The sequence below is a fragment of the Bradyrhizobium sp. sGM-13 genome (genome assembly GCF_018398875.1).
Lineage (GTDB): Bacteria > Pseudomonadota > Alphaproteobacteria > Rhizobiales > Xanthobacteraceae > Bradyrhizobium.
The window spans coordinates 1-22283 of sequence record NZ_JAGWDK010000055.1 but is presented as its reverse complement, the minus strand read 5'-3'; the positions used below and the strand labels follow the sequence as shown (position 1 = coordinate 22283).

Annotated in this window: 32 protein-coding genes and 3 pseudogenes; 5 read left to right on the top strand and 30 right to left on the bottom strand. The window is 59.9% G+C overall.

Annotation, left to right across the window (positions count from 1 at the left end; genetic code table 11):
- Positions 1 to 149 precede the first annotated feature (149 nt).
- Positions 150 to 1488, top strand: a pseudogene (locus tag KJQ96_RS35570) (IS701 family transposase).
- A gap of 207 nt (positions 1489 to 1695) precedes the next feature.
- Here the strand turns inward: KJQ96_RS35570 and KJQ96_RS35565 are convergent.
- The 18 genes and pseudogenes from KJQ96_RS35565 to KJQ96_RS35480 form a co-directional block, all read right to left on the bottom strand.
- The gene (locus KJQ96_RS35565; RefSeq protein ID WP_210205921.1) at positions 1696 to 1854 is read right to left on the bottom strand and encodes a hypothetical protein; all 159 of its coding nucleotides are present in this window, start codon (positions 1852 to 1854) and stop codon (positions 1696 to 1698) included.
- 256 nt (positions 1855 to 2110) lie between these two features.
- Positions 2111 to 2560 (bottom strand): Rieske 2Fe-2S domain-containing protein, encoded by a 450-nt coding sequence (locus KJQ96_RS35560; RefSeq protein WP_213290819.1) that lies wholly within the window; start codon positions 2558 to 2560, stop codon positions 2111 to 2113.
- Positions 2561 to 2741: 181 nt separating this feature from the next.
- Positions 2742 to 3104, bottom strand: a complete 363-nt coding sequence (locus KJQ96_RS35555) for a hypothetical protein (protein ID WP_145963782.1) — start codon at positions 3102 to 3104, stop codon at positions 2742 to 2744.
- Positions 3105 to 3140: 36 nt separating this feature from the next.
- Entirely contained in the window at positions 3141 to 4328 is a 1188-nt protein-coding gene (locus KJQ96_RS35550) for a DegT/DnrJ/EryC1/StrS family aminotransferase (RefSeq protein ID WP_309142522.1), read from the bottom strand.
- A 5-nt stretch (positions 4329 to 4333) separates the two neighbouring features.
- The gene (locus tag KJQ96_RS35545; RefSeq protein WP_108523059.1) at positions 4334 to 4603 is read right to left on the bottom strand and encodes a DUF6129 family protein; all 270 of its coding nucleotides are present in this window, start codon (positions 4601 to 4603) and stop codon (positions 4334 to 4336) included.
- 33 nt (positions 4604 to 4636) lie between these two features.
- On the bottom strand, positions 4637 to 4996 hold the full coding sequence (locus KJQ96_RS35540) for a DUF3024 domain-containing protein (protein ID WP_213256975.1): 360 nt from the start codon (positions 4994 to 4996) through the stop codon (positions 4637 to 4639).
- 15 nt (positions 4997 to 5011) lie between these two features.
- Positions 5012 to 5251, bottom strand: a complete 240-nt coding sequence (locus KJQ96_RS35535; RefSeq protein ID WP_108523054.1) for a nitrogen fixation protein NifZ — start codon at positions 5249 to 5251, stop codon at positions 5012 to 5014.
- A complete protein-coding gene (locus KJQ96_RS35530) occupies positions 5248 to 5568 on the bottom strand; it encodes a nitrogen fixation protein NifZ (protein ID WP_213256977.1) in 321 nt (106 codons plus the stop codon). Before KJQ96_RS35530 ends, KJQ96_RS35535 begins: the two co-directional genes overlap by 4 nt.
- Positions 5565 to 6338 carry a 4Fe4S-binding leucine-rich repeat protein gene (locus KJQ96_RS35525; RefSeq protein WP_213256979.1) on the bottom strand — a complete coding sequence of 258 codons (774 nt, stop codon included), beginning with the start codon at positions 6336 to 6338 and terminating at the stop codon, positions 5565 to 5567. The genes KJQ96_RS35530 and KJQ96_RS35525 overlap by 4 nt, the downstream gene beginning before the upstream one ends.
- Entirely contained in the window at positions 6328 to 6864 is a 537-nt protein-coding gene (locus KJQ96_RS35520; RefSeq protein WP_213256981.1) for a hypothetical protein, read from the bottom strand. Before KJQ96_RS35520 ends, KJQ96_RS35525 begins: the two co-directional genes overlap by 11 nt.
- Complete coding sequence (locus KJQ96_RS41570; protein ID WP_256441724.1) at positions 6861 to 6989, bottom strand: hypothetical protein; 129 nt, start codon at positions 6987 to 6989, stop codon at positions 6861 to 6863. The genes KJQ96_RS35520 and KJQ96_RS41570 overlap by 4 nt, the downstream gene beginning before the upstream one ends.
- Positions 6990 to 7217: 228 nt before the next feature.
- Entirely contained in the window at positions 7218 to 7442 is a 225-nt protein-coding gene (locus KJQ96_RS35510; protein WP_057847892.1) for a 4Fe-4S binding protein, read from the bottom strand.
- An 11-nt stretch (positions 7443 to 7453) separates the two neighbouring features.
- Positions 7454 to 8953: a nitrogenase cofactor biosynthesis protein NifB gene (gene nifB, locus KJQ96_RS35505; protein WP_245310781.1), complete on the bottom strand. Its 1500-nt coding sequence runs from the start codon at positions 8951 to 8953 to the stop codon at positions 7454 to 7456.
- A gap of 339 nt (positions 8954 to 9292) precedes the next feature.
- Entirely contained in the window at positions 9293 to 10156 is an 864-nt protein-coding gene (locus KJQ96_RS35500) for an SIR2 family protein (protein WP_057852083.1), read from the bottom strand.
- Positions 10153 to 10377: a putative nitrogen fixation protein NifT gene (gene nifT / locus KJQ96_RS35495; RefSeq protein ID WP_057847894.1), complete on the bottom strand. Its 225-nt coding sequence runs from the start codon at positions 10375 to 10377 to the stop codon at positions 10153 to 10155. Before nifT ends, KJQ96_RS35500 begins: the two co-directional genes overlap by 4 nt.
- A gap of 4 nt (positions 10378 to 10381) precedes the next feature.
- A complete protein-coding gene (gene nifS / locus KJQ96_RS35490) occupies positions 10382 to 11566 on the bottom strand; it encodes a cysteine desulfurase NifS (protein WP_213290818.1) in 1185 nt (394 codons plus the stop codon).
- An 11-nt stretch (positions 11567 to 11577) separates the two neighbouring features.
- A pseudogene (locus tag KJQ96_RS35485) lies at positions 11578 to 11781 on the bottom strand (NifU family protein); the annotation flags it as partial.
- A gap of 92 nt (positions 11782 to 11873) precedes the next feature.
- Positions 11874 to 12194 (bottom strand): iron-sulfur cluster assembly accessory protein, encoded by a 321-nt coding sequence (locus KJQ96_RS35480; protein WP_057852082.1) that lies wholly within the window; start codon positions 12192 to 12194, stop codon positions 11874 to 11876.
- A gap of 277 nt (positions 12195 to 12471) precedes the next feature.
- On the opposite strand from KJQ96_RS35480, the gene KJQ96_RS35475 reads away from it, so the two are divergent.
- Positions 12472 to 13062 carry a hypothetical protein gene (locus KJQ96_RS35475; RefSeq protein WP_108523046.1) on the top strand — a complete coding sequence of 197 codons (591 nt, stop codon included), beginning with the start codon at positions 12472 to 12474 and terminating at the stop codon, positions 13060 to 13062.
- A gap of 15 nt (positions 13063 to 13077) precedes the next feature.
- Here the strand turns inward: KJQ96_RS35475 and KJQ96_RS35470 are convergent, their stop codons facing one another.
- The 7 genes from KJQ96_RS35470 to KJQ96_RS35440 form a co-directional block, all read right to left on the bottom strand.
- Positions 13078 to 13482 carry a Rieske 2Fe-2S domain-containing protein gene (locus tag KJQ96_RS35470; protein ID WP_108523045.1) on the bottom strand — a complete coding sequence of 135 codons (405 nt, stop codon included), beginning with the start codon at positions 13480 to 13482 and terminating at the stop codon, positions 13078 to 13080.
- Positions 13483 to 14069: 587 nt separating this feature from the next.
- Positions 14070 to 14273 carry a hypothetical protein gene (locus KJQ96_RS35465; RefSeq protein WP_057852078.1) on the bottom strand — a complete coding sequence of 68 codons (204 nt, stop codon included), beginning with the start codon at positions 14271 to 14273 and terminating at the stop codon, positions 14070 to 14072.
- 104 nt (positions 14274 to 14377) lie between these two features.
- Entirely contained in the window at positions 14378 to 14638 is a 261-nt protein-coding gene (locus tag KJQ96_RS35460; RefSeq protein WP_057852077.1) for a hypothetical protein, read from the bottom strand.
- 347 nt (positions 14639 to 14985) lie between these two features.
- A complete protein-coding gene (locus tag KJQ96_RS35455; protein ID WP_108523044.1) occupies positions 14986 to 15516 on the bottom strand; it encodes a type II TA system antitoxin MqsA family protein in 531 nt (176 codons plus the stop codon).
- 16 nt (positions 15517 to 15532) lie between these two features.
- Positions 15533 to 15826 carry a DUF4258 domain-containing protein gene (locus tag KJQ96_RS35450; RefSeq protein WP_057852075.1) on the bottom strand — a complete coding sequence of 98 codons (294 nt, stop codon included), beginning with the start codon at positions 15824 to 15826 and terminating at the stop codon, positions 15533 to 15535.
- Positions 15827 to 16276: 450 nt separating this feature from the next.
- The gene (locus KJQ96_RS35445) at positions 16277 to 16759 is read right to left on the bottom strand and encodes a Wadjet anti-phage system protein JetA family protein (RefSeq protein WP_249734926.1); all 483 of its coding nucleotides are present in this window, start codon (positions 16757 to 16759) and stop codon (positions 16277 to 16279) included.
- Between the two features lie 99 nt (positions 16760 to 16858).
- Positions 16859 to 17080: a hypothetical protein gene (locus tag KJQ96_RS35440; RefSeq protein WP_213290821.1), complete on the bottom strand. Its 222-nt coding sequence runs from the start codon at positions 17078 to 17080 to the stop codon at positions 16859 to 16861.
- 214 nt (positions 17081 to 17294) lie between these two features.
- On the opposite strand from KJQ96_RS35440, the gene KJQ96_RS35435 reads away from it, so the two are divergent.
- From KJQ96_RS35435 to KJQ96_RS41565, 3 genes and pseudogenes are all read left to right on the top strand, one after another.
- Positions 17295 to 17546 carry a helix-turn-helix domain-containing protein gene (locus tag KJQ96_RS35435; RefSeq protein WP_057852073.1) on the top strand — a complete coding sequence of 84 codons (252 nt, stop codon included), beginning with the start codon at positions 17295 to 17297 and terminating at the stop codon, positions 17544 to 17546.
- Positions 17546 to 18871, top strand: a complete 1326-nt coding sequence (locus KJQ96_RS35430) for a type II toxin-antitoxin system HipA family toxin (protein ID WP_213290817.1) — start codon at positions 17546 to 17548, stop codon at positions 18869 to 18871. The genes KJQ96_RS35435 and KJQ96_RS35430 overlap by 1 nt, the downstream gene beginning before the upstream one ends.
- A gap of 251 nt (positions 18872 to 19122) precedes the next feature.
- Positions 19123 to 19665: pseudogene (locus tag KJQ96_RS41565) on the top strand (GntR family transcriptional regulator); the annotation flags it as partial.
- Between the two features lie 878 nt (positions 19666 to 20543).
- Here KJQ96_RS41565 and fdxB read toward each other — a convergent pair.
- From fdxB to KJQ96_RS35400, 5 genes are all read right to left on the bottom strand, one after another.
- Positions 20544 to 20843, bottom strand: coding sequence for a ferredoxin III, nif-specific (fdxB, locus tag KJQ96_RS35420; RefSeq protein WP_213290815.1), 300 nt, complete (start codon positions 20841 to 20843; stop codon positions 20544 to 20546).
- 15 nt (positions 20844 to 20858) lie between these two features.
- Positions 20859 to 21059: a CCE_0567 family metalloprotein gene (locus KJQ96_RS35415; protein WP_057846604.1), complete on the bottom strand. Its 201-nt coding sequence runs from the start codon at positions 21057 to 21059 to the stop codon at positions 20859 to 20861.
- A 9-nt stretch (positions 21060 to 21068) separates the two neighbouring features.
- The gene (locus tag KJQ96_RS35410; RefSeq protein ID WP_057846605.1) at positions 21069 to 21539 is read right to left on the bottom strand and encodes a NifX-associated nitrogen fixation protein; all 471 of its coding nucleotides are present in this window, start codon (positions 21537 to 21539) and stop codon (positions 21069 to 21071) included.
- A gap of 7 nt (positions 21540 to 21546) precedes the next feature.
- Positions 21547 to 21942, bottom strand: a complete 396-nt coding sequence (gene nifX / locus KJQ96_RS35405) for a nitrogen fixation protein NifX (protein ID WP_108523372.1) — start codon at positions 21940 to 21942, stop codon at positions 21547 to 21549.
- On the bottom strand, positions 21939 to 22283 hold a 345-nt coding region (locus KJQ96_RS35400), incomplete at its 5' end, for a nitrogenase component 1 (protein WP_305830899.1). The genes nifX and KJQ96_RS35400, both read right to left, overlap by 4 nt.

The window sequence follows — 22283 nt, the reverse complement described above, 5'->3', positions numbered from 1 at the left end:
CGGCACCAAGTCCCGGGCTTACAAACCCCGGGTGTGTGAGATATCCGGGCTAGCACTACTTTGGCCGAATTTGGCGATTGATTGGCGAAACTGGAGTCCCGAATCAGATTTTCAATGATTCATGGATGGTCGGCTTTGGAGGGCCGACCATGGTGGGCACGAAGTCGAAGTGGGAAGACGAGCTTGGACGCTGGCTCAAGCCATTCCTGGATCGTTTAGGTCACAAGGCGCGGCGGCGGATGTGTCCGCTTTATATCTCGGGATTGATTGGACCGGGTGATCGCAAGAGCGTCCAGCCGATGGCGGCGCGGCTGGCACCGGGCAAGTATGATCAGTTGCACCATTTCATTGCTGATGGCGTTTGGGATGCAGCGCCATTGGAGGCGGAATTGCTGATTCAGGCCGATCGCCTGGTCGGCGGCAAGGATGCGGTGCTGGTCATCGACGACACGGCGATGCCGAAGAAGGGCGATCGTTCGGTTGGTGTCGCTCCACAATATGCCTCGTCTCTCGGCAAGACGGCCAATTGCCAAACATTAGTGTCGCTGACGCTTGCGCGGAGTGAAGTGCCGGTCATGGTGGCATTACGTCTCTTCGTTCCCGAGAGTTGGACGAGTAATCTGGTGCGTTTGAAGCGTGCGGGCGTTCCAGTCGAGCACCGCGCAGCGCGGACCAAGCCAGAGATCGCCTTGGCGGAGATCGACTGCGTCATCGCCTCCGGTGTGCGTTTCGGCTGTGTGCTTGCCGATTCAGGGTACGGCTCCAGCGGGCCTTTCCGTCAGGCTTTGAGCGAGCGCGGTCTGCTGTGGGCGGTGGGTCTGTCGCGGCGCCAGAACGTCTATCCCGCCGACATTGCCCTGATCTTCCCCATCGCGAGGACCGGCAAGCCCCGCAAATACCACATCCCTGATCAGCCACCAGTCTCTGCTGAAGCGTTATTGGCCGAAGGCAATTGGCAAAGGGTCAGTTGGCGGCGGGGCACCAAAGGTCGGCTGACATGTCGCTTCACTGCCCGCCGTGTCCGCGTTGCGGATGGCCATAAGCACCGGATGCTCAATAGCCGTATGCAGTGCATGCCTGGTGACGAGGTCTGGCTCGTCGGCGAGCGGCGGTCGACCGGGGAGCAAAAAATACTATGTGTCGAACCTGCCGGCCGATGCCACCATCAAGACGCTCGCTGCCACGATCAAGGCCAGGTGGGTCTGTGAACAGGCTCACCAGCAGCTCAAGGAGGAGCTTGGGCTCGACCACTTCGAAGGTAGATCCTCGACGGGATTACATCGACACGCGTTGATGACGATGATCGCCTACGCCTTCCTCCAATCCCGCCGCCTCAAAGCAGCGGGACGGAAAAAAAAGAATCTCAGGACCGCCACCACAACCAAGCATGCCGGCCATCAGGCAAGCCATCCTCGACCTCTTCGCACGACCTCCACCCCGACAATGTCCTCACTGCGACATGTTCCTTGCAGATATTGCCAAGCCTAAAGTGCCAAAGTAGTGCTAGGGGAGCGCTGCCACCTTCTCTTTAGGATGCGCCGCGGTCTTTCATCATACCGGCCTGGTTGCGCCGTCGAGCGTTGACAGCGCAAGGTCGAGTTCGGCACGCGCGGTTTCGTTAGCAATCGTCTCCTGCAATACGCCGCACATGTAGGCGAGCCAGCGGGTCGAGCTCGGCGCCGCCGATGAGAAAACTTAGATGGCTCTGGCGCGGCCGCTGGCATGGCCCTTCTCGGAAGTATAGATTTTTGGCTCGGCGAGATAGCACTTGAACACCTCCTTGGTGCCCCCGACATCAGCCGGATGCACGGCGCGAATGATCTCCGCTTCAGGCAATTCATCCATGCGTGCCAAGAGCTGTCGACCGGCCGATCGGTCCTCACAAAGCCGCCAATGCGGCTCGAACACCGAAATGGCTGCGCGTCTTGCTGTTCGACTGTCCCCGTACCATTCATACATGCCGGGCTACTGGATGACTTCGGCCGCCGTGCCCGGCCCTTGATCTCTCACGAGTTCGAAAGCAGCGAAGGCGCGGGCCTGCGCCAATGTTCATGAGAACGACGGCGCTTTACCGAAAGACTCCTGAGCTACGGTCATGAGATCATCCCTGTTAATCCGGATGGACCATGATGTCCATGGTTTCCTCGCCGTCCTCGAACGGATCGGGAAACCCGTTGTCCTCCACCAGCTTCACGCCACACAGGCAGACGTCGCCATCGACCATGGCGAGCGCGACCGGCACAAGGGCTTTTCCGCTGCAGGGGCCATCGATGCAAAACCCGCTATCGATCTCGAAGGTCGCACCGTGCCGGCCGCATCTGATAAAGCCGCGGTCCGACGAGAAAAACTCTCCGGAGCCGATGTTGAGCCAGGCGCCGTCATGCGGGCAGCGGTTAACATAGCCGTGGTAGTCGTTTCCGAAGGTCCGCACCACGACAATCGGAAACGGCCGGCTCTCGCCGCTCTCGTCGATCCGCGACAGGCTAAAACCCTTCGCGCCGCCCCGCTCGATTGCATCGGCGCGACAGACGGCGAACACCTCGATCTCTTGGCTGCCCATGTCGCGGTGCTCCTTCTCATGCGGTCGTTGCGTTTTCCTGCCAAGGCATCGACGGCGGCACGGGTCAGCCGAAGCACGCCAATTCCACCGGCCAGCTCCTGGGAGGGCATCGACGGCCGCTGAAAAAATCTAACCATTGGTGCGGCGTGAGGGCGCTCGTCAAGCTCCACCACTGTCTCGTTCAGGGAACAATGACGTGTTGCGAAATCCATGTGCCTTCCCGCCCAAGCTTGAAGAAACCCGAGCCGAAGCCGAAGAGCTCGATGATCATGCTACCGGTTCGGAGCAACTTGACTTCGCAGGCGAGCCGCAACTTGGAGGCGCCTCCTCCGATCGTATTGAGCTTCTCATTCTCTTTGCGCGCCACCCTCGAGAGTTCCTTGCGGCCTTGCCGGACGAAATGTCGGAGGATCCGCGTTTGGTCTGCACTTGCATTTGTTTGGCATTGCCCATCTCCGGGTTCTGCAGCACCGCCAAGAGTGATGTGGCCTGAATGACCTCGATCATCTTGCCCCATGGTGAGGCCGTGGCTGTCGACATTCAAGCCCTCCTTTTGCGTCCCATTGATGATTCCTCGGCTCTAATAAATTGCAGCGCCAGCGCCGATGTTGATTGACGCATCCTTCATCGTCTCCACGATGAACTCGATCTGGTCATCGGTGAGGTGGGTGTGAAACGGCAGTGCCAAGGCTCGATCGGCGATCTTTTCCGTGACCAGGAAATCGCCATGCCGATAGCCGCGTTCGAAATAATGCCGCTGCAAATGCAACGGGTGGCAATAGGAGGCGGCCTCGACCTGCTCGATGCGCAGGTCATCGACGATGGCATCGCGGCTGGAGCGCGTGAAGCGCGTCCCGAGATGGACGAGATAGAGGAACCAGTTCACCTCGGTCGCTTCGGGAGCCACATAGGGCGGCTTGATACCTTCGAAGGATTGCATATGCGCATTGTAGAGCTGTTCGGCGAGCCGGCGTCGCTCCAGGATTTCGTCGAGGCGCCTTAGCTGCGCAAGGCCCAGCGTGGCTGTGAGATCGCTCATGCCGGCCTGGTGGGGCGCTGCGCTGCTGACGACAACGGAGGAGCGCTCATCCAGCCGATGTGCGCGATGGCGACGCAAGCCGCCGGCCAAGTCGATGTCGTCGGTCACCACCATGCCGCCTTCGCCGCAGGTCAGGGCCAGTGGCTGAGCGAAGTCGAACACGGCGATATCGCCAAAGCGGCCGACGAGTTCGCCCTTGTATCGCGATCCGATCGCTTCGGTCGAATCCTCCAGGAGCTGCAGCTGATGGCGCTGCGCGATCGCGCGCAGCTCCGACCATGGCGCCGGATGGCCATTGGGGTTGCCACCAATAATCGCCCGCGTGTTGGCCGTGACACGCTCTTCGACCTTCGCCGGAGCCAAGGCTCCCGACCAATAGTCGACGTCGGCAAATACGGCCCTCGCGCCCACGAGACTGATAGCATGCACCGTCTCGCGAAACGAATAAGGCGAGGCGATCACCTCCTGCCCGGGCCCGATGCCTAGCGCTTTTAGCGCAAGCAGAAGCCCGATCGTGCCGCTGGGGACGGCAACGGCATATTTGCGGCCAAGATAGGCGGCAAAGGCTTTCTCGAAGGCGTCAGTGATCGGCCCATTGGAGATTCGCGGCGAACATAGCAGCGCTTCCACGGCAGAGAGCTCGGCGGAGGTGATATCGGGATCGGACAGCGGAATGAAGCATACGGCCTCGATCGCTTCGGTGCCGTCGTGATCCTCTGCGAGTGCAATGCCGGTCACCGCCCAGTACTCCTTGCCGCCAGCAGGATACCAATCGCGCGTGCCGGATCGGCCGTGATCTGCACGCAGCGATCGCAGCCACCGATCAGATGCAGGTCGAAACGCGGAAAGCTTCGGAACGGCCGCTCCGTCACGTCAGACGCATCACAGCGCGTGAAGGCGAGGCGCGGAAAACGGCGCCGCAGCTCGAGGAATGGGCTTGCATCGGCCTCCGCCGCCGCAAGCACCCGTTCTATTTCGATCAGTTGGTCTGTGCCAAGCGCCATCGCGGCTCCCATATAACTAGTCCCAAATCAGCTTCATTGCCAGAACCGCCGCTCTGGATCCGTGTTCAAATCCTCGATCGCTGAGGTCAGCCGGAGGTAAATGCTGTAAAACTCCCAGATCCCCTGCGCGTGGTTCATGCGAAACAGCTTCCACATCCCGCTCACCATGTCATAGTGGATCAGCGCGACATCGATCAGGCCGCCGTCCTTGTCGATATTGCGAGAGCAGCAGGGACTCTCGATCAGATAGCCACCCCTCACCGGCTTCACATTCGGCGACACAAAGCGATAGCGCTTGCGCGAGCCCAAGGCGCGCTCGATCCGCTTGCGATCGAGCTCGTTCGGGTGAGGGATCATTCCGATCGCTAGTTTTCTCATCACCGCAGCATTCATCGCGAACCAGCACCCTCAAAGCACTGCAATTTCTTCTTCAAGACAGCCGACGACCAGCCGCTGGCCGAACTCGACGAGATAGATTGGCACGTTCGCTTCGGTATGCCTGCCGACCTGCACGATCTCGCCGATCCCTCCGGCGCCCATCAATAGTCCATCGGCCGGTGCATCCGGAAAGGAGCCGTCGTTAATGAGGTCGATCGCCGCCTTGACGCGCTGGCCCCATTGGTACTTCGGCAGCCTCTGGTCGATCATGACGCGGCCTCTTCCGGCAACGGCAGGTCCTCAAACTCCTCGCGCGCCACCGCCGGCACGAGCTCCTTGCGCTTCATGCCGACGCGGTTGCCGCCTTCGAGAAATTCGACGCCATAGATGTAGAACTGCTGCAGGAAAGTGCCGATTGAAACGACGTAACCCACCTCCCCCTTTTTGGCGAGGATCTCGCCGACTTCCTTGCCGGCATAGGTTCCGTCATTGCGGATAGTGCGGTTGGCCCGCACCTTTTCGCCAAAGCTGAAGAAAGGCGGCCCGGTCAGCTCGACCACCTCGCTGTCGCGAACGATGTTGCTCATGTCCCACTCTCCCTCGGAAGTTCGGGCCGGATGGCCACGCGCGCGCGGGCGGCTTCCTGCACCATCGAGTCCCCGTCCTCGGTCAACTCCGCCAGCTCGGCCGCCGTAATGCGGCTTGCCACCTCATAGCGGACGCGCCAATCCGGATCGCGGCGCAGCAGGCTGAGCGAATCCGGAGACAGCCGCCGTGCGGTCTCGAGCCGCACGGTGCCATCGGGATCAGTGACCATGCCGAGCAGCCAGTCATGGGGAATGCGGAGCGCGACCACGCGGCGCACCTCGGGCTCGTCATCGCTCATGAGACGCCCAAGCAGCGCCGGCGCGATCCGGCTCGCCACCACCAGGCGGACGTAATAGTCCTGGTCCGACATCATCGGCGCCAGCTCCTCGCCGTCCAGCAAGGTCGCAACCCGCATCCTCACCTCCCGATGCGGGTCGCTGCGCAGCCGCAGCACAAAGCGCTTGGGCAGGCGGCGCGCCGCGTTCCAGCGCACGGTTTCCTCAGCATCGTCGAGCAGCATCGGCAGCAGGAACACATTGGCGTGGTTGGCCGCGATTGCGCGCACCTCGAAATGCGGATGTGTGACGTAAGCGTCGGCCAGCACCGGATTCCAGTTGAAGAAGCGGTCGATGCAGCGGGCGTAGCGGTCGTTGACGCAGGCGTGCATCAAGCGGCAGCCGCCGCTGGCCCTGAGCCCGAGATGCGTGCAGGTGCCGCAGTCGACCTCGTTGCCCAGCCAGTCGCGGGCCTTATCGATGTCATCCGTCATCGTCCTGCCCCATCCGCTCCAGCACGTCCAGGAGCACCTTGGCGCCGATCTTGTCGGTCGGGTCGAGCTCCACAAGCTTGTTGGCGGCGGCGTGCCCTTCATCCAGATCGCCGAGCCGCATCTGCAGGTAGGCGTAGGCTTTCAGGGAAAATAAATAGAAGCGCGGCAGGATGTTCTCGTAGCGATCGAAAGCAGCGTCGCCCGCGCTGACCCGCCGCCAATCGTCTGCGAGACTGTTTTCACGTGCTGCCTTACACATACAGAGCTTTGCGACCTCCAACGCCTCGGCCAAGCGACCTTTGTAGAAATAGAAGCGGTAGAGCCCGATCAGGACGGCGGCGTGGCCCGGCGCCAGCGCCTGCGCTTCGTGCAGGTGTCTTTCCGCGATCTCGTCCAGGTGATAGGAGAGCCCGGCCTCCCACAGATGATCCTCGGCTTCGCGCGGCAGCTCTTCGCCGAGTAGCGTGTGCGCGATCAGCGCCCCCTCGCTCTCGGACAGCGGATTGCCTGCCCCATCGAGGTTCATTGGCAGCTTTCCTCTTCTAATGGGCAGCCTTTGCGGTGTTGCTGGAGCAGCATACCTGCTTCTGGAAAGATCAGCCCGGTCTGCGCAGAGGTGTCGGTCAAATCGATGGTGACAAAGCCAAGCATTAGCTGGCTCTCGGCATTGAGAAGCAACTTTAGGCCGCTGCGCTCTACGCCTTGCTGACCGGGCCGAGCTGCCGGCGCAACACCTATATCGGCGGGCGGACAACCCCGAGCAACCATCTGCCGTGACGGCGAGCCGGAAACCGGCGCCAACGGTGCCATCGGCGCGCAGCACGTAACTCGTGAGTTTTTCAGCGGCGGGCGTGAGCGTGATGGTCATGGGCTCGCCCCCTACGCCCGCGCCTGGTAGCGCGGCAATGAGGTGTCGACGACGCAGGTGTTATCAACCGGGCACACCGCGACGCATTGCGGCTCGTCGAAATGGCCGATGCACTCGGTGCATTTCTTCGGGTCGATGACGAACGTCCCGCCTTTCTCCGAGATTGCGACATTCGGACATTCGAGCTCGCAAGCCGAGCAGCCGGAGCATTGTGAGGCAATGATCTTGAACGGCATGAATATCTCCCTTACGCCGCCGAAATCAGCGCGCCCTGGCGGATCGCCGCCTCGCCCCGCTCAACATGCTGGATCTCGCCGCTTTGCACCTTCACAAGATAGGACTTGAACCAGGCGATCGCTGATTTTTCGATGAACTCATGGGCGTATTGGTCGACCGGCTCGATCCCTGCCTTCAACAGATTGCTCTTCGGACAGCCGCCGATCTTGGCCACGAAGGCCGCATGGCAGTCGTTGATGGCGCGGATGATGGTGGCAAGGCTCTCCTCCTCGCCATAACCGCCCCGGCAATAGTGATCGACGCGGCGATGGCCGACGAATTTGGCACCCGTAGTGGAGAGTTCGTACACTTGGAACTCCTTGGCATGCCCAAAATGCTCGTTGATCAGGCCCGAGCCCTTCGTCGCCACCGCAACCAAGAGCTTGACGCCGCTCATTTCGTTGCCGAGCTCGGCGAGCTCTTCCTGCTCGGCAGCAACCTTGGCGACGCGCTCCTCCTCGACCTTGGCCTGATAGGCCTTGCGCATCTTCAGGTCATATTTGACGTCCATGGCCATAATCTTCTCGGTAGTGAACTCCGCGCTGCGGTCCTCGCCGAGGAGGCCGACAGCGTCGGCGCGGCACTGCCGGCAGTGCCGCATCATGTTCGTCTCGCCTTCGCAGAGATCCTGCAGTGCCTTCAATTCCTGCGCGGTCGGAGCCCGCTGGCCGTTGAGACCGAGTACAGTGCCGTGCTCGGGCGCGGCGATTAGCGGCATGATGTTGTGTAGGAACGCGCCGCGCGATTTGACCGCCTTGTTGACCTCGACCAGATGCTGGTCGTTGATGCCCGGGATCATCACCGAATTGATCTTGCAGAGGATGCCCCGCTCGGTCAGCATCTCGAGGCCTTGCAGCTGGCGGTCGTTGAGGATCTTTGCGGCTTCGAGGCCGGTGTAGCGCTTGTGGTTGTAGAAGATCCACGGATAGATTTTGGCGCCGATTTCGGGCTGGACCATGTTGATGGTGATGGTGACATGGTCGATCTTGAAGCGGGCGATCGTATCGACATGGTCGGGCAGCATGAGGCCGTTGGTCGACAGGCACAGCTTGATGTCGGGAGCGGCCTTGGCCACCAGCTCGAAGGTCTTGAACGTCTTTTCCGGATTGGCCAGGGGATCACCGGGCCCCGCGATGCCGAGCACGGTCATCTGTGGGATGGTGGAGGCAACCGCCAGCACCTTTTTCGCCGCCTGCTCCGGCGTTAGTTTTTCGCTCACCACGCCCGGACGCGATTCATTGGCGCAATCATATTTGCGATTGCAGTAATTGCATTGGATGTTGCAGGCGGGCGCGACCGCAACATGCATGCGGGCGTAGTGATGATGCGCTTCTTCGCTGTAGCAGGGATGGTTCTTGACCTTCTCCCAGATCTCGGTCGGCAGATCACCCTGGCCGGCTTGCGAGCCGCAGCTCGCGTTGCCGGTGCCGCCGGACGTGCCGCAGCCCTTGTGCTCGGCGATCGCCTGCATGGTCTCGCCGATGTCGACGGCGCTCCCTGCCAAGCTTGCTTCGTCCAGCGCTGATACGTCCATCCGTTCATTCTCCCTGGAGGCGGAAACTGAAAAGAAGATTTGCAACTCGCGTGCCATGGCCGGAATGGCGAGCAATTTTGATCTAAGTCAGAAAGTGAGCCGCCTGCCGCGGTTGGCCGTGGAAGCGAAGCCTTCTGCACGACATTAGAAATGTTCGAAGTGTGACAGGCGTCTTGATCCTGACATGGAGATGAGCGCAGTCATTCGCCGGCGCGAAACGCAAGACAACTCGCGTGCGCCGGCACGCGAGCAACATCGACCCATATACAAGGTCTGTCAGGCAGCGAGCAGGATCTCGATCGCGCGCGGGAGCGGGATCGCAAGCGGCGTCAGGCTCTGTTCGACCAGAAAGCGCAGCTCATTCCTGGACAGCACATCCGGTTCCACGATGGCGTAATGAACACCGGCCGAGCGCTTGGTGAGCTGCCGCGCATAGGTTCGCAGTAGCTGATCGTTGAAGCGGCAACCGATGAAGAGAAATCTTCTGCCATTGCGCCGCTCTTTCACCACATCGGGGATCGGCGTCTGAATGTCGATCTCGGTCAGCACCTCGACATAGTCGGCGTCAGAGATCAGGAAGTTCCTGGCAGGCAGCACGCCGCCGTGCGGCTTGTAGAGGACCGTGGTCCAGCTCTGCGCCACAGCGCGATCGACCTCTCTGCCCTCTGCATCATAGAAGCGATACCAGCGGTCCTCGCCGATGCCGGCGCGGCAAATGCCCTGCACCTCGCCCCACCCCTCGTGCTTGCCAAGCGCCGCACGCATCGCGCCGTCATACCAGGCATCGACCATGACAGGCAGGGACAGCGCGGCGAGATGATGATGCAGTGGTGTCGGCTCGACCGGCGCAGCAAAGGCCTGCGCCACCAATGCCGTCACGGTGGAGCGATGCTTGTTGCTTTCGATGTGCTGCGCCGACGCCCAGACATTGCCGTTGGCCCGGCGCGGCAGCGCGACCTTGGTAGCGAAGAAGCCAGCCAAGGCCTCCGGCGTCATCGGCGCATCCGGTTTGGACAACGCGGTGAGACCAGGTCCGAGATAGGGAACAATGCTGCCGGCACGCAGCCTAGCCGCTACGTCAGTGAGAATCGCCTCCGCATCGGCCGCGTTGACAAAGTCGATTTGCGGGGTCACCTTCATCGGTCGTCGCCGCCCTCGCCGCGCTTTCGGGCATTGACCGTGATCGGCAGCGGCGTATCGCTCGCCATTTCGGGCAGATCGAGCACCCAGCCATTGGCTATTCTGATCCAGCCGCCCCACAGCGTCTCGTGCTCCGATTCAACGATCGGCTCCTCGAGATCTTTTTTCGGCACGTAAATCGACAGGCCCGCCTCCGGAGAGCGGCGAATCATGACTTTCATGAGATCAACTCGTGTATCGGGGCGAATTGCTGGTGGGATTGGGATGCTCTCGTGACATGGCGCGCAGGTGAGCCACGATGCCGGACAGTACGCGGACGACCTGATCGACTTCTTCGACGGTGGTTTCATGCGATAAGGAAAAGCGCACCGCGCCGCGCAGGCTCCTCGCCGGCACGTTCATGGCGCGCAGCACGTGCGACGGGTCCATTGAGCACGAGCTGCAAGCTGATCCCAGCGAAGCAGCAATGCCCGCGCGATTGAGATGGTGGACGATTGCTTCGCCTTCGAGATCCTCGAAGGCAATGTTGGCCGTGTTCGGCAGCCGGTTGCTGACATCGCCGAGCGCCATGCAGTGGCCGTTGTGCAAAATCGCCTGCTCCAGGCGATCGCGCAACCCACCAATGCGAACGCGATCCGGCTCGAGCCGCTCCGCCGCAAGCTCTGCAGCTTTTCCAAGACCGACGATGCCGGGGATGTTCTCGGTTCCGCCGCGGCGCCTTCGTTCCTGTGCCCCGCCCCAGATCAGCGGTCTGAAATTTGTGCCTTGGCGTAAAAAGAGCGCGCCGGTCCCCTTGGGGCCGTGCAGCTTGTGCGCGGACAGCGATAGCATGTCGATAGCATTGTCCTTCAGGTCGATGGGCACCCTGCCTATGGCCTGCACGGCATCAGTGTGAAACAGCGCGCCTGCCGCACGCGCTAACCCGGCCAGAAACTCCACCGGGAAAATCGTGCCGGTCTCGTTGTTGGCCCACATAACCGACGCAATCGCCGTGCGTGGTCCAAGCGCCCAGCGAAAGGCCTCGACGTCGAGCCGTCCGCGCGAATCCACCGGGATCACGTGCGTCTTGATGCCCCTTGTCGCCAATTGCTCGACCAGCGTGAGGATGGCGGAATGCTCGACGGAGGTGGTGACGATCTCGTCGCGCCCTTCCTGGGTCGTAAGCGCGGAAAGGATGGCGGCGTTGTTGGACTCGGTCCCGCCGGAGGTGAAGACGATCTCATGATCGTGGGCGGCCCCCAGCAAACCCTGCAGGCTGCGGCGCGCCTCCCCCACCGCGCCCGCGATCTCGCTGCCGAAGGTATGGGTGGACGAGGCATTGCCGAACTGCTCCGTGAGGAACGGCAACATGGCTTGCAAGACACACGGATCTGTCCGCGTGGTCGCATTGTTGTCGAGATAGATCGGCACAAACGCCTCCTTCAATGCCGCGCATTGGCGGCGCCGGCGACCGGGATCAGGCGAACGAAGTCGCCGAGCCTTTCGACCAGCCGCGCCTGAATGCCTTCTAGCGTCGCGCTTGAAAGCTTGCAGAATACGCAGGCACCAGTCAGCTTGACCATGATCTTGCTCCCCTCGATCCCGACCAGCTGACAGTCGCCGCCGTCGCGTTGCAGATTCGGCTGGTTCGCGCCGTAGTTGCTCCCGACCGGTCTCAATGCTCGGCGGTTGCTTCAGTTGTTCCGGTTCGACCGGCATGCTTCGATTTCTCTTGTCATCAGCTGAAGGATTTGCCGCAAGAGCAGCTCGATTTGGCGTTCGGGTTGTCGAAGGTGAAGCCCGAGCCCTCGAGCGCCACCACGAAATCGATGGTCGTGCCGGCGAGGTGGTCATGGCTCTTGTTGTCTACGAACACCTTGACACCGTCGCGCTCGATCACGGTGTCGTCAGGCTTAGCCTCGTCGGCCAGGCTCAACCGGTATTTGAACCCGGCGCAGCCACTGGCCTCGACCATGATGCGCAGGCCGCTTGCCGGCTGCGCCGATGCTGAAATCGTGCTCTTGACCGCATTCACTGCGCTATCCGTCAGATTGATCATGGCTATCCTTTTTGCCTGGGTCGTTTGCATGGGAATTGGCAAGTCGCATGCCAGCGCGCCCGAGCTTGACATTGCTCACCTTTTCGAAATCGCGCCTGTTGGCTTTGCGACGCGTGTAGGGTTGCTGACAAAGGTCTTCGAGGGATTGCGGCGGCTTTGCGTGTCTTCTTTATGGATTTCGCCGATGAGCGTTACGAACGCGGCGGCAAACAATTTGCATTGCGTCTCCCGCCGCCGGAGTGTCCGGCGATTGTCTTGGATCGAGGGATGATTTTTCATGACTGCAATCGAGAACACCGCGCTAGGCCGGTTCGAGAAGGAGGGGCGCCTGCTCAATGCCATATTCAAAGGCGGGACCACCAAGCAGGGCCGGTTCGGCTTTCGCGGCGATATCGCCCTAAAATTCCAGGCCCAGGTCGCGGACGAGAAGCGGCCGCCCCACTATTCGATCGAGCAGGTACTGACGGTCGTGCAGGAAGGCGAAAGGAGCATTCCGGTGCTGGCCGGCTATCTGCACTGCTTCGCTTATCTTGCTGATGTCGCAAACGTTCTTGACGGCGCGCTAAGCCCTGATGGCAGCTACTTCATGTTTTGCAACAACATAGACCTGTTGGCGAAATACCGAATCAAGCTCGGTGGTATCACCTTCAACGTGCTGCCGTGCGATGAATCCACCGTTTGGAAGGAAATGATGTACCTGGCCGGGGTCGACAAGAATGACATCAAGAAGCTCGACGCGCCCGGCAAGCTCGACTACCTGCTCGACGCAACTGAGGATCTCGATGCGTCCTATGATGAGATCTCTTACGAAGACGGGCTGAAGAGGATGGAACCTGTGAGAAACCGTAACGAGAACCGGCCGGTCTGAGCGCCGGCTTTAGCTTTAGCCAGAGGAATCCTCCTCGACAAGCCGCACGCCGGTAACGCAGATATCGCCGTCCAGCACCGTCAACGCGACCGGCGTGAGACTGCTGCCCTTGCACCGGCCGTCCACACAGCGGCCGGTGCCGAGCTCGAAGGTCGAGCCGTGCTTGCCGCACATCAGCCGGATGCCGCGTGGATCGAAAAACTGGTTGCATTCCCAGTCCAGATTGACGCCATTGTGCGGGCATTTGTTAAGATAGGCAAACACCCGCTTGCCCCAGCGCACCACGACAATGGGCCACGGCCTGTGGCTGCCGTCTTCGTCGACGATCATGAGGTGGAAGCCCATGGCGCGCTGGCTTGGAATATCGTTGAAGCCGCAGATTGCATAGGCGATATTCGGCTGCGTCCGCCGCTCGTTCATGACAAGAGAACCATCAATTGATCATCCTGCGATCAGCCTTGCAAAAATCGCGCAAAGTACCGGATCGCCTCACCTTCTTGGGAGTCCGGCGCGCGCCGTCGCAAACGAGAAGCCGCTCGATCATCGGACCAACGAGCTTGGTGGGATCAGGCACCGCTTGGCTGTTCAGCAATCGGATCGCAGCAGATCCAGAGCCATCTGGCCGCGCGCGTGGTTTCTGTTATTCGCTCAGGACCTTCTCAAGATCCAGCGCGGCGCTCTTTTCAGCTGGCAGGCTGTCAAGGTTCTGCATTCGCCATTTGACGGCCGGCAAATCGCGGGCACCGGGAACGCCCCGAGCAAATCTCATTCAGCATCGCCGCGCTCAATGAAATCAGGAATTTCCGATGCCTGTCTGGCATGTTGCCGATAATCTCCGCGACAGCGTTTTGCGTACGGCCAGCGGCTCATCTCGCGAAACGGACTTGGCAGTCATACCTTCGAAGCAGCGCACAAATTCCTGGCTGATATCCTTTTCGCTCCGCCTAGCACTTCATGCCATTGGGAGATTATGGCTGAGCATGTAGACAATGAAGGCAGTGCGCAGATCATCGCTGATACCTTATTTCCCAGCAGGTCGCGGACACCGAATAAATCGCGCGGATGCTGACGATCGAGCGCTGCAACAACTTACCTGCGTAAAGATCGCCCCTCCACAACTTGCGTCTCACCGCGTCGATCTCTGTTAAAGATTCTTCGCGCGGCTTGACCGGCAGGTACGTGAGGTCGATGTCGACTGAAAGGCGCGGCATGATGGAAGCCGACCTGAAGCATCCGCCATCGCATCAATCCCTCTTTGCGTCGTTGTGAAGTCGGGTGAGGTCGCCCGCTGTCGTGGAAACCTTAACCGTTTGTTTCATGTAGGAAGGCCGTCGGGTGTTTCGCCACGCGCATCGAATCGTGAAGTCTCTGGCGGCAATTCATCGAAGCCGGTCAGTTTGACGAGCCGGCAATAGCGTTCGGAAAGCGGGCCGATGATAAGGGAATTCCGGTCGGGGCCGCTGTCATATGCTGCGCCGACGACGGCTTCGATGGTTGAATGAAGGTCGTCGCCAAATGCGAAGCTTAATTTGCGTGGTGACACGTCGATTGCGTCGATGAACAGAGTTTCCGTCATGGTGTTCTTGATGACGAAGCACGCCGTCGCGTCGTGAGGCTGAAAGAAAATCGTCGGCTGCGATTTGTAAAGCCGGTCATAGATCAGGAATGCCGTTGACAGTATGCCGCCAATTCCGCCAACGAGCTGATTGCTTCTATTGGGTCGAAAGTCATTCCGCGAATTCCCCGTCAAACGCGACTATACAGCAAAAAGCCCGGCATGGTTGCCGGGCTTCGAGGTCGATAGAGCGCGTGCCGCGTCGCCTAGCCGCAGCAGCACGCCGCGACAGTCGCTTGGGATGGGGCGCTTACCGAAGTTAACTGCCTCTTGCGGCGCAAGTTTACGCTTATGGAGAGAGGCCGCAATTAAGCGGCCTCACTCCACATCGTGTCGTCTTCTTCATTTGTACGGTGCGTGGTCCGCACGCGGACCATTTCAATCGGTGCAATTCCCCCTTCGGGAAACGGCACAAAAACCATACTCGCAATGGCTTTAGGGTCGTACTCGCACGCGCCATCACTCAGCAACGCACAGACGTTGTGGCGCACAAGCTTTTCGCTAGCGCCGCCAACCCCATTATGGTCATTCTCCCAACGGGACACATGTTCTGCGGACAGGTCCATTGCTGCCGCAAAATCGGTTTGCTTCATGTCCAGCGCGCGCCGGATAAACCTCACTTCTTTACCAGTCAAACGCTCAGGACTCTGGGCGCGCGCCATTGCAGCAGCGCGGGTCAATCCCTGGACGTCCGGTATGCCAATCATTTCGTCGCCGCAAGCAGAGCAGCGCTGCACGACAACAGCATTCAAGACCTTGACGACCAAACCGCCCAAGTCTTCAACGTGCTCTGGCTTCACACTTCTCTCCATCAATCCATTCTTGCATTTGCAACGCATCTGACAGCCCTTTCACTCATTTCTTGTTCGCCCAAGTCGTGACGATCTTCACCTCTGCGACATCCTCGTAAGCCACGACTACAGCCGTTATTTTCCTCCCGTCGTTATCAGTCCCTTCTGCCCTCCATTCTTCTTCTCCGTTTTCTTTGTTCACCTCCACCAATGATACCGTACATCGCCCAAGCACGTTGATGACATCGAGTTTTTCGATGCCATCTTTCTTGCGCTCAATCTCAGCGTGGTTCGTGAAGAAGATCGTCCCTCGCCGCGCGATTCTACGCAGGCGACCGGCCTCGTTCTCAAATGCCATCGGCGAATGCCATAGCTGTTGTTGATCGCGCGTTCCATGGGCTTCAGTTGATCTAATGTCAAGTTATTCGTCCAGCTTACCCAGAATGCCAGTGGGCATCTAACAGGCAAAATGTGGCACTTCAGCAACATATCTGGATATATGGCCGTCAAATTGGTTGACAATAGGTCAAGTTTTCTTGACCCTAGGTTCAATATTTTCGGGCGAAATCCGTTCCATGCACGGCGGCAGCGCTGACGGCCGACGCCAAGGCGGGCCAGCCGCGCCCGTCTCGTGAAACGCCCGGCGGCGGCCGACGCACTGGCGTGCTTCCTATTGGCTTGGCGGCCTATCGGCCGAACTGTCCCGTTAAGAAACGGTTAACCGTCCGCAAAAATTCCATACAAATTCCGAAAGATCAGTTGGCACGAAATTCAAGAAACCATTGTGCTGCAGGCATAACTTTAATTTTTAGAGCTTCAAAACAAGGGTGTCCGGCGTGTAGGAGATCCTGAGCGCCAGGTCGACGATGGCGTCGCGGAAACGGTAGGGATGGTTCACCGTCAGGATGGACTCGAAATCCTTCAGCGGGAGCTGATCGACGAACTCCTCGAAGAAGGCCTCCAGGCGGGTGCCGAGCGTCTTCGACTCCATGACCGTCCGCCTGATCCGCTTGAGGTCGGCGAGGATCGCCCGAAGGCTCTTGGTGAACTGGTCGGCCTGGTTGCGCGCCCCACGCACCGCGAGCGCGGCTTCGCGCTGCTTGCGATCGGTCACCTCGGGCGTGAGCTTCTCCATCGCCTCGAGGTTCAGACGAATCTGGACGATCAGGCCGCCGAATCTTTGGGAGAGGTCCTTGTTCAGGCTCGCCTGTCGCTGGATCACCAGCATCGCCATGTCGACGGTGACCCGCAGGCCGTATTCCTCTTCCTCGAGCCCGCCCCAATCGACCAGACGCGAGTAGAGTTGTCGGGCCGAGCCGAGCGCCTTGTCGCCTTTCTCGGATGCGAAAGCGAGGGTCGGCTTTACGGATCCGGCGGCGGCCCGCCGAGATCACGTCCGGCAGCCCAAGTGAGCTATCGCGTCGTCGCAAAGCGCACTCATGATCTGCTTAACGATGTCATCTATTTGGTAGCCATCTTTAGAGCGGCTGGCATACAAATGCCTACCCATGAATAGAATCTCGTTTTGCTCCAAGAGATGTAATTCCATTGCAGCTCGCCCCTCATTGATCGCAGCGAACTGAATCTCGGTAAAACATCCGATAGCAATCATCGGCACCCTCTCGCCTCTAGCAAGGCGCTCAAGGTGCTCCCTGATTGCCGCTTCCATTCCGGCGTAAAGTGGCTAACGCGATCGCTGTAAGGGAAGTCATAGCCTTAATTCCGATAAACGTGTTTTATGCAGTTCAACGCATAATGTCCATTTATGCGCCATTTGCTATATTGCGCTTTTATCGGATTTAGCACATACTAGGTCGGAGTAAGAAATGACCGGCCTTGCCCGCACACCGAACCAGATCGGCAACCTGATCCGCCGCACTCGTAAGAAGCGGGGGCTCAGCCAGTCGCAGGTCGGCGCGCGGGCGGGCCTGCGGCAGGAGACAATCTCGCTCATCGAAACTGGCAATCCGGCAGCCAAGCTTGAAACCATCCTTGCGGTACTCGCGGCCCTAGACCTTGAGTTCCGGATCGTCCCGCGCACCAAAGGCACAGCCGCCGACCTTGAGGACATTTTCTGATGCCCCGGCGTCGCCGCCATGAGCCGCTGCGCGTGCTCCTCAACAACCGCCTCGTCGGCCTGATGAGCAAGGCGGCGACTGGCGCTATTGAATTCCGGTATGAGGCTGACTGGCTCGGATGGGAACATGCCCTGCCCGTCTCGCTCTCGCTGCCGCTGCGGGAGGATGCCTTCCGCGGCGAAGCCATCACGGCCGTCTTCGACAATCTGCTACCCGACTCCGACGCGCTCCGTCGCCGGGTAGCGCAAAGGGTCGGCGCTGCCGGGACCGACGCCTACAGCCTGCTCGCTGCCATCGGCAGGGACTGCGTCGGCGCCCTGCAATTCGTCGCCGACGATGCTGATCATCATGATGATGATCACCATGGTGATGGTCGCACCATCGCCGGCGATGCCGTCGATGACGAAGCGATAGAAAAGCTCCTCAACGGGCTTGCCCAGACTCCGCTCGGGCTTACGCGCGACGATCATTTCCGGATTTCCGTGGCAGGAGCGCAGGAGAAAACGGCGCTGCTGCGGCACGGCGGCAAGTGGCTCAAGCCGCACGGCACCACGCCGACGACCCATATTTTCAAGACGCAGATCGGGGAGCTGCCCAACGGCATCGACCTTTCGAACAGCGTCGAGAATGAATACTACTGTCTGAGACTTGCCGCCGCCTCCGGCCTGCCGGTGAACCATGCCGAGATTGCGACTTTCGGTAAGACCACGGCGCTCGTCATCGAGCGCTTCGACCGGCGGTGGACGAAGGATGGCCGCCTGCTCCGCCTGCCGCAGGAGGACTGCTGTCAGGCCCTGTCGGTCCCGCCGACGCGCAAATACCAGAGCGATGGCGGTCCTGGCATGGTGAAGCTTCTTGACCTGCTCAAAGGCAGCGACACGCCCGCTGATGATCAGGCGATGCTGCTCAGAGCGCAAATCTTCTTTTGGCTGATTGGCGCGACCGATGGCCATGCGAAGAATTTCAGCATCTTCATCACGCCTGGCGGCCGCTACCATCTGACACCGCTTTACGACGTGCTCACGGCACAGCCGAGCCTGGACACCGGTCAAATTCAGCGCAAGCAGATGAAGCTCGCAATGTCGGTAGGGACAAACAATCACTACAGGATTGCCGAAGTAGACGGCCGGCATTTCTTGCAGACAGGCGAAGCGGCGGGCGTACCGAAAAAGCTTGTTCAGGAATCAATCGAACGTGTCGCCCTTACCGCTGAAGCTGCGCTCGGCAAAATTGAAAGCGAGCTGCCAGAGGGCTTTCCCGAGGCAATCCATAATTCGGTGAAAACCGCGGCTATGCAGCGTCTGAGTTCATTGAAAGTGCACTAACAGAAAGATTACGGTTTGCGACCGGGGCGAACTGCATTTGCGCCGTATGGCGCTTGCGTCCGCACCGGCCGCCGTTGACCAGCACGCACGAAGTGGTCGCCGAAACGAAGACCTGCTGGATTGGATTCTGCGGCAACGCCCGGAATAGCGCCCTGGGTTGCCTGCGCCGCTAACTCCTCAGAACAGCTTGGCATTCAACCCGAATAGCTAGAGAGTGGCTTATCAAGCAAGCGTAGTTATGCGAACTTTTGATGGCCCAGATGAAGACGCCCCCTAGGCACCGCACGCCGCGAATGGGAGCGCGTCAGATCTACGAAGCGAGGGATCAGATCCTGGGGCGCGTGTACGGCGCCGATGGGCTGCTGCCGTCGTCCCGCGCCCTCGCCGGGAAACTCGGCGTGTCTCGCGGTACGGTGACGATCGCCTATGAGCAACTCGCGGCGGAAGGCTTCATTGAGATCCGCCATGGCGCACGACCGCGCGTTGCACAAGCTGTTGTCGAGAGGGGGCGCGTGCGCGCGACGTGGCGGCCATTGTCACGGAAGGTGCGACTGTCGGGCTACGGTGAGCGTTTGAGACAGGTCGCGCCGCGCTCGGAGGAGCAACCTCGCAACCTCCTCGCAAATTTTCGGTATGGTGACCTCTCACCTTCGGATTTCCCCGTGCTCGCGTGGAAAAGAGCCGCGGTCGCTGCAATGACACGGCGGCCCGCGAGATTGGCCTACAACGATCCTTGCGGCTCTCGACGGCTGCGGATGGCGCTGCAGGCCTATCTCTGGCGTCACCGTAAGCTATCACAGCTACGAAGTCGTCCTCCCAGTGATAACCGAATTCACGGTTCATCGCGGCAGCACCTTAGAAAGAATCGCTCACGGCGCGAGAGTATTGATCGGGACCAAAGCATCTTTTATCAGACGAGATTCGAGCACTGACACAACCATTACCCTGAATGCGGTACGAGGCGGTAGCATTGCTGTTTCCTGCCAAGTATTCGTGCCAAAAGATCAACCTCCGCCCGAGCCGCCAAAGCCGAGTCAAGTGCGATAGAATTCGAAGTTGCTGGATCCGCTACCGTCTCGGTCGGAATGGTGTGGTGGAACCTACGGCACGGGCCGAAGAGCCACTGGGGGTGGGAATGAGCGTGGGTGAGGCCGAACAAACCGGCAGGACCTTTAGGAGCAAAACGGATCTTGGTGAGACAAGATTTAAGCTCTCGTGGTTCCTGGCAAACGCTAAGCTGGATTAGTTTCTGAGGTTGGCGGCTATCCAGGGCCAAATGAACACTGGGTTCTCATCATTGAGTCTGAGATTCATGGACACTTAAGGTCTGGGCATGGCGAAGGTGTCGAGCGGATTGACTTTAGCGCACGCAGCGACGGAACGGCTCGTTCGCCACAGCGGAATGAAGTTATTGAGGATTGGCGATATCTGATTCCATATGGCGCAGACATTTTGAGCCATCCGAGCCGGCATTTTCGCAGATTAGAATTTCGATACCTGCGGGCGACGAGGGCATGATTCTACACTGCGGTCGGCTCGGCACCCGCAAGCTGGCGGGAATGGATCGGCGCCGAGGGGCTCTATCCCCGAGCGCAGCACACGGAGAGTCCCTTCAGCGAGGCTTCGCCGTCCAACTCCCGCTTGCTTGCGGGAAAGGCGGACAGAGGCGCTGTCAAGCGGCTTCCGTTGCGGCGGGCTGTTGGGTCTGGCAGTTGGTCGGACAAACCCGGGCGCAGGCGCCGCAGCCGATACAAGCGCCCCGGTCATTCATCACCATAATCTTCTTTTCGATCTCACCGTCTTCGTCATCGTCGAGATCGACAAGATCGCCCTCCTCATTGATCCCCTTCAACGTCATGACGTCGCGACCGCAGACCTTGAAACAGCGGCCACAACCGATGCACTTCTTGGGATCAATTGAGATCAGGTAGTTCGGCGTCCAGTCGCGGCCGTTGCGCGTTGCAAATGACATGATCGGATACCCTTTTTAGGCCTTTTCCAGCGCCTTGAGATCCTCGCGCTTGCGCTCGAGTTCGGCAAAGGCATCGTGCGCCTTCTGCGCCACCGCCATGATCGAGGTCCAGTTGATGGGAAGTTCCTCCGACAAATCATGCAGATCCATCTTGGCCTTCGTCGCCTTGACCGACAGCTTTCTTATTTCCGCTTTCAGCATTTCAAGGTCGCTCATGAGCTGCTCTCAATAGTTGGCCACGTCGGGAAATTTCCGGGTCATCTCGATGCCGCCTTCGACGTATTTGTCACCCTCGGCGGCGAGCTTTGCGAGATTGTCGAAGCCGAAGCGATGCACATCGCGCAGCTGCTTGTTCACCACGATCAGCCGGCCGCCGATCAGCACCATGCGGCCAAAGCCTTCGTGGTGCATCTTCAGCATCGGCTGGATCATCACACCGGTCGTCTTCTCGATCGAGAGCGCGACCGCATTGAAGAACAGCTCCAGCCGCCAGACCGTATCCGGATCGGGATCGCCGACGATCGGCAGCGCGCGCCGTTTCTCCTTGTCCAGAATATAGGGTTCGAGCAGATCGAGATCGCTCTTGCCGTCCCAGGCGCCATGGACGTCCTGGGCGCGCCAGATCTTGATCAGTTCCCTCACGAATGGCGCATCGAGCGCGCGATCGGTTTGCACGATATCCGCGGCTTCAGTCATGTCGTCCTCATTCTTCGAAATCGAGCGTGCGCTCCTGGTCCTTTGCCAGCGCCTTGCGCAGCCAGGGTGGCGGCGTACCCTTCAGCACGTGCTGAAGCTTCTCGACCAGCGCCAGAATGTTCTCGGGCTTGTTCACCTTGATGGGATGTATATTGTTCGCCACTACCCGCGCGGCACCGGAGCCGCCGATGGCAGCGACATAGAGAATGGCGCAATCCTTGATTGCCTCGATCTTGGGCGCGAGCTTGTCCTCGTTGCCGTCTTCCTTGAGATCGCCGTAGAACTGAACCGCCTTCAGAAATACGTGCCCGCCCGGCCCAACATCATAGATCGCGATGTACTTGGCCCAGCCAAAGTGCGCATCGACGCGCCTCAAGTCTTGGGTAGCGAATGCGACCTTCATGCAATCGACCCCTCTGTTGCGTCGATGAAGCTACGGCGGCCGGGCTTTAAGGGCCGTCTCGAGGTCCGCCAGCTATCGGGCGTCGGCTGATGATTTTCCTCTCGGTCGGCGATCACGAGATTGGCGATATTGAAGATCACATCGCGCGTGCCGCGATAGCCGACGGATAGCTGGTGTCCCGCGCCGATCCGATCGAACATCGGAAATCCCGCGCGATAAAACGGAATCTTCAGCCGCGCCGCCGCTTGGCGGCCATGCGAATGCGTAATCAGCAGATCGCAATTCTTCGTCCTAGCAAGCTCTTCCAGATCCTCGAGATCGCCGATCAGCACCTCCTTGGT

What these genes read in the sequence shown, in the direction of transcription:
- KJQ96_RS35560 (WP_213290819.1), bottom strand. Translation starts at nt 2,560, where the DNA reads ATGGGCAGCCAAGAGATCGAGGTGTTCGCCGTCTGTCGCGCCGATGCA.
- KJQ96_RS35545 (WP_108523059.1), bottom strand. Translation starts at nt 4,603, where the DNA reads ATGGCGCTTGGCACAGACCAACTGATCGAAATAGAACGGGTGCTTGCG.
- KJQ96_RS35540 (WP_213256975.1), bottom strand. Translation starts at nt 4,996, where the DNA reads ATGAATGCTGCGGTGATGAGAAAACTAGCGATCGGAATGATCCCTCAC.
- KJQ96_RS35535 (WP_108523054.1), bottom strand. Translation starts at nt 5,251, where the DNA reads ATGATCGACCAGAGGCTGCCGAAGTACCAATGGGGCCAGCGCGTCAAG.
- KJQ96_RS35530 (WP_213256977.1), bottom strand. Translation starts at nt 5,568, where the DNA reads ATGAGCAACATCGTTCGCGACAGCGAGGTGGTCGAGCTGACCGGGCCG.
- KJQ96_RS35525 (WP_213256979.1), bottom strand. Translation starts at nt 6,338, where the DNA reads ATGACGGATGACATCGATAAGGCCCGCGACTGGCTGGGCAACGAGGTC.
- KJQ96_RS35520 (WP_213256981.1), bottom strand. Translation starts at nt 6,864, where the DNA reads ATGAACCTCGATGGGGCAGGCAATCCGCTGTCCGAGAGCGAGGGGGCG.
- KJQ96_RS41570 (WP_256441724.1), bottom strand. Translation starts at nt 6,989, where the DNA reads ATGCTTGGCTTTGTCACCATCGATTTGACCGACACCTCTGCGCAGACC.
- KJQ96_RS35510 (WP_057847892.1), bottom strand. Translation starts at nt 7,442, where the DNA reads ATGCCGTTCAAGATCATTGCCTCACAATGCTCCGGCTGCTCGGCTTGC.
- nifB (WP_245310781.1), bottom strand. Translation starts at nt 8,953, where the DNA reads ATGCAGGCGATCGCCGAGCACAAGGGCTGCGGCACGTCCGGCGGCACC.
- KJQ96_RS35500 (WP_057852083.1), bottom strand. Translation starts at nt 10,156, where the DNA reads ATGAAGGTGACCCCGCAAATCGACTTTGTCAACGCGGCCGATGCGGAG.
- nifT (WP_057847894.1), bottom strand. Translation starts at nt 10,377, where the DNA reads ATGAAAGTCATGATTCGCCGCTCTCCGGAGGCGGGCCTGTCGATTTAC.
- KJQ96_RS35480 (WP_057852082.1), bottom strand. Translation starts at nt 12,194, where the DNA reads ATGATCAATCTGACGGATAGCGCAGTGAATGCGGTCAAGAGCACGATT.
- KJQ96_RS35475 (WP_108523046.1), top strand. Translation starts at nt 12,472, where the DNA reads ATGACTGCAATCGAGAACACCGCGCTAGGCCGGTTCGAGAAGGAGGGG.
- KJQ96_RS35470 (WP_108523045.1), bottom strand. Translation starts at nt 13,482, where the DNA reads ATGAACGAGCGGCGGACGCAGCCGAATATCGCCTATGCAATCTGCGGC.
- KJQ96_RS35465 (WP_057852078.1), bottom strand. Translation starts at nt 14,273, where the DNA reads ATGCCGCGCCTTTCAGTCGACATCGACCTCACGTACCTGCCGGTCAAG.
- KJQ96_RS35460 (WP_057852077.1), bottom strand. Translation starts at nt 14,638, where the DNA reads ATGACGGAAACTCTGTTCATCGACGCAATCGACGTGTCACCACGCAAA.
- KJQ96_RS35455 (WP_108523044.1), bottom strand. Translation starts at nt 15,516, where the DNA reads ATGCGTTGCAAATGCAAGAATGGATTGATGGAGAGAAGTGTGAAGCCA.
- KJQ96_RS35450 (WP_057852075.1), bottom strand. Translation starts at nt 15,826, where the DNA reads ATGGCATTTGAGAACGAGGCCGGTCGCCTGCGTAGAATCGCGCGGCGA.
- KJQ96_RS35440 (WP_213290821.1), bottom strand. Translation starts at nt 17,080, where the DNA reads ATGATTGCTATCGGATGTTTTACCGAGATTCAGTTCGCTGCGATCAAT.
- KJQ96_RS35435 (WP_057852073.1), top strand. Translation starts at nt 17,295, where the DNA reads ATGACCGGCCTTGCCCGCACACCGAACCAGATCGGCAACCTGATCCGC.
- KJQ96_RS35430 (WP_213290817.1), top strand. Translation starts at nt 17,546, where the DNA reads ATGCCCCGGCGTCGCCGCCATGAGCCGCTGCGCGTGCTCCTCAACAAC.
- fdxB (WP_213290815.1), bottom strand. Translation starts at nt 20,843, where the DNA reads ATGTCATTTGCAACGCGCAACGGCCGCGACTGGACGCCGAACTACCTG.
- KJQ96_RS35415 (WP_057846604.1), bottom strand. Translation starts at nt 21,059, where the DNA reads ATGAGCGACCTTGAAATGCTGAAAGCGGAAATAAGAAAGCTGTCGGTC.
- KJQ96_RS35410 (WP_057846605.1), bottom strand. Translation starts at nt 21,539, where the DNA reads ATGACTGAAGCCGCGGATATCGTGCAAACCGATCGCGCGCTCGATGCG.
- nifX (WP_108523372.1), bottom strand. Translation starts at nt 21,942, where the DNA reads ATGAAGGTCGCATTCGCTACCCAAGACTTGAGGCGCGTCGATGCGCAC.